Source organism: Halanaerobium sp., from assembly GCF_003070835.1.
The window spans coordinates 1-3263 of the sequence record NZ_QBLR01000357.1 but is presented as its reverse complement, the minus strand read 5'-3'; the positions used below and the strand labels follow the sequence as shown (position 1 = coordinate 3263).

The 3263-nt window shown below is 32.4% G+C and carries 4 protein-coding genes; 1 reads left to right on the top strand and 3 read right to left on the bottom strand.

Annotated elements, in window-relative coordinates:
- The first annotated feature begins 93 nt into the window (after positions 1–93).
- Entirely contained in the window at positions 94–597 is a 504-nt protein-coding gene (locus CI949_RS18940) for a flavin reductase family protein (protein WP_290769298.1), read from the top strand.
- Between the two features lie 383 nt (positions 598–980).
- On the opposite strand, the gene CI949_RS18935 is transcribed toward CI949_RS18940, so the two are convergent.
- From CI949_RS18935 to CI949_RS18925, 3 genes are all read right to left on the bottom strand, one after another.
- Positions 981–1940, bottom strand: a complete 960-nt coding sequence (locus CI949_RS18935) for an L-lactate dehydrogenase (protein ID WP_290769296.1) — start codon at positions 1938–1940, stop codon at positions 981–983.
- A gap of 118 nt (positions 1941–2058) precedes the next feature.
- The gene (locus tag CI949_RS18930; protein WP_290769294.1) at positions 2059–2715 is read right to left on the bottom strand and encodes a recombinase family protein; all 657 of its coding nucleotides are present in this window, start codon (positions 2713–2715) and stop codon (positions 2059–2061) included.
- A gap of 132 nt (positions 2716–2847) precedes the next feature.
- Entirely contained in the window at positions 2848–3189 is a 342-nt protein-coding gene (locus tag CI949_RS18925) for a LysM peptidoglycan-binding domain-containing protein (protein WP_290769291.1), read from the bottom strand.
- Positions 3190–3263 lie beyond the last annotated feature (74 nt).

Below are 3263 nucleotides of genomic sequence, written 5' to 3'. Positions count from 1 at the left end.
GGAAAAAAATAATGGACATGTTCGCCATTCCGGATGGTTTTGATGTGGCAGCCGTAATTCCTTATTATAATATTTAAGCAGAGGTGAATAAAAATGAAAAAAGTAGATTTTAATCAGGTATTAAATGATTATAATGAGATTCTGCCCCAAGGAGTATTTTTAACAACTAAAAATGACGGTGAAGTAAACACAATGACAATGGGCTGGGGAACTGCAGGTTTTATTTGGAATCAAAATATTTTAATGGCTCCAGTCAGAAAATCACGCCACACACATCAGCTTATAGAAGATAGCGATTATTTTACAGTCAGTGTACCATTAAATGGCCAGTTAAAAAAAGAGCTGCAGTTTTGTGGAACTAAGTCAGGCAGAGATTATGATAAAATTGAAGAATTAAATTTAGAGCTGGCAGAGGTCGAAGAATCTGAAGTTCCGATTATCAAGGGAAATGATCTTCATTTTATCTGTAAGATTAAATATCAGCAGGATATGCTGAAAGAAAATTTGGATCAGAATATATTAGAAAAAAACTATCCAGATAAAGATATGCACACATTTTATTATGGAGAAGTTGTCTCAGTTTATAAAGAAGAATAATAGAATAAATAAAACATATATTTTAAATTAAGTAGAGTCTCCAAAAAGCAGAGGCTCTAGAAGCAAAAAGTTTTCGCTGGAATGGGGATTTGATCAGCTTTTTAATTTATGAGGCTTTAGGAAAAGTGCTCATTATAGATAAAAATTGCTGATTTTAGCTCATTTTAGCGGAAATCTCTTTTTTTAAGTAAAAACTTCGTAAAATTATTATTTTACGAAGTTTTATTATCAGAGTAAATTATTCTATTAAATATTGGCTGAAATCAATTATCATAAATTCTTTCTTTTATATCTCATATCTTAAGTTTACTTAAGATATTGGGATATAAAAAAATAAAAGTACCGGGTACTTGAGAAATTTTTCCAGGTACCCGGTACCGATATTAAACTTCTAATTTTTCAAAGTTCTCTTTTAAATGTTCAGCAGATTCTTTAAATGCTTTTTCTTCATTTTCGGCCAGTGGTAGTTCTAAAACTCTTTCAATTCCATTAGAATTAATTAAAGTTGGCAGACTTAAACTTATGTCTTCAACTCCATAATATCCTTCCATCAATGATGAAACTGTTAATACTGCATTTTCATCTCTCAAGATAGCTCTTGCAATTCTCGATACTGCTAAAGCTACTGCATAAAATGTAGCACCTTTTTTCTCAATTATCTCATAAGCAGCGTTTTTAACCTGATAACTTATATCTTCAAGACTGTTTTCCTTATCCTGACAGTCTTTATTACAGATCGGACAGTAGTTTTCTATTTTTGTTCCAGCAATGTTGGTTAAACTCCAGACCGGAACCTCACTATCACCATGTTCTCCAATAATATAACCGTGAACATTACTGGCAGCAACTCCACAGTTTTTACTGAGTAATGATCTAAAACGGGAACTATCCAGCACTGTTCCCGAACCCATAACTCTATTTGCTGGAAAACCTGAGAGTTTATAGGTCAAATGAGTCAGAATATCTACCGGGTTTGTAACAACTAGAAGTATTCCATCCTGATTGTATTCAGTAATTGAAGAAACTATATTTTTGAAGATTCCTGTATTTTTTTTGATAAGATCGAGCCTTGTTTCCCCGGGCTTCTGGGCAGCTCCAGCAGTTATAATAATTAACTTTGCATCTGCCAGGTCCTGATAATCACCAGCATAAATATCAACCGGATTGACAAAAGAAGCTCCATGTCTTAAATCCATTGCTTCTCCTTCAGCCTTATCTTTATTAACATCGATTAAAACAATTTCTGAGCCCACTCCCTGAACCATCAGAGCATAAGCAGTTGTTGCTCCAACTCCACCAGCTCCAATGACGGCGATCTTATTAGGGTTTAAATTCTTATTCATCTTATATCACCTCAGTGAAATATTTTGTTATTATTTATAATAATTACTTGAAATTCATTTGATATTCTTTCTCTTTATTAAATATATCATTTTACTCAGAAATAAAAGGTAAAATATTTTACAAAATTATTTCATTCTTCTTTTTATATTCCTGATAACGCCGGTGGACTGTTGATTTTGAAACATCATAGCCCAGACCGCGCAGAGTTGCTGCTATATCTTTAAATGTTAAGTCTAATTTTCTTAACCGGATAATTTCCTTTAGAGGAACTTCCTTGCGGTCCCGTCCACCCTGATCAATATTTTTTAGATTATTAGCAGGGTTAAATTCACCTTCTGCAATCTTATTTTTCATTGCCCGGCTGATATTCTGATTCCTGAGTTCCTGCTGATAATTTTCCACAACTGCCAGTATTTCTAAAATCATCTTCTCTAAATCATTTAAAGCAATTGCACCTTTATCAGCCAGAGTATGTATTTCTGCTCCCATTTTTTCGACCTGATGGATTAAGGCCATCTTGGCATTACCGCGTCCCAGTCGGCTGCTGTCCTGTACTAATAAAATATCTATTTTCCTTTTTTTGATTAAGTTTAAAACCTCAATAATCCCCGGCCTACTCTCATTAAAGCCGCTTTCTTTTTCTTCAATAGTTTTAATTACTTTCAATTCATTTTCTAAAGCATAACTTAAAAGTTCTTCTTTCTGCCTTTTTAGACTTGTGCTCTGACTTTCTTTTTGAGTGCTAACTCTAGTGTAAATAATTGTTTTTTTCATTTTTTATCAGCCTTTCTTTATTAAATAGTATATTATATGAAAATAATTATAACAAAAAAATGACTGCAAAACAGCGATTTCCCCTGAATTACAATCATTTTCGTTCCAGACTATATATGTTATTTTCATAATTTATTCTATTGGAATTATCAATTCTCTCCCGGGATTAATTACAGCAGAATCTATATCATTAATCTTTTTAATTTTATAAATCATCTTTCTCAAGTCAACATTTTTCGATTCATAGTAATGAGCGGCTATTGACCAGAGAGATTCTCCAGTTTCAATTTCATGTCTGATAAAATTACTGCTGTTTTCTCCAGAACCAATTAGTGAAAAAATTGCAATAAACAAAACACTAAGTAATAATACGGCTGCTGCAGCAGTCAAAATCTTCTTTAAAATTGATTTTCTCTTTTTCTTTGCTGTTTTAGCTCCCTGATAATTTAATGAATAAGCATTTATAACATTCATAACTAACCCCTCCTATTTAATATAAACATCTGTACTAAACAACTGTTTGTATTTATATTATAGCAGTACACATG

What these genes read in the sequence shown, in the direction of transcription:
- CI949_RS18930 (WP_290769294.1), bottom strand. Translation starts at nt 2,715, where the DNA reads ATGAAAAAAACAATTATTTACACTAGAGTTAGCACTCAAAAAGAAAGT.
- CI949_RS18935 (WP_290769296.1), bottom strand. Translation starts at nt 1,940, where the DNA reads ATGAATAAGAATTTAAACCCTAATAAGATCGCCGTCATTGGAGCTGGT.
- CI949_RS18940 (WP_290769298.1), top strand. Translation starts at nt 94, where the DNA reads ATGAAAAAAGTAGATTTTAATCAGGTATTAAATGATTATAATGAGATT.
- CI949_RS18925 (WP_290769291.1), bottom strand. Translation starts at nt 3,189, where the DNA reads ATGAATGTTATAAATGCTTATTCATTAAATTATCAGGGAGCTAAAACA.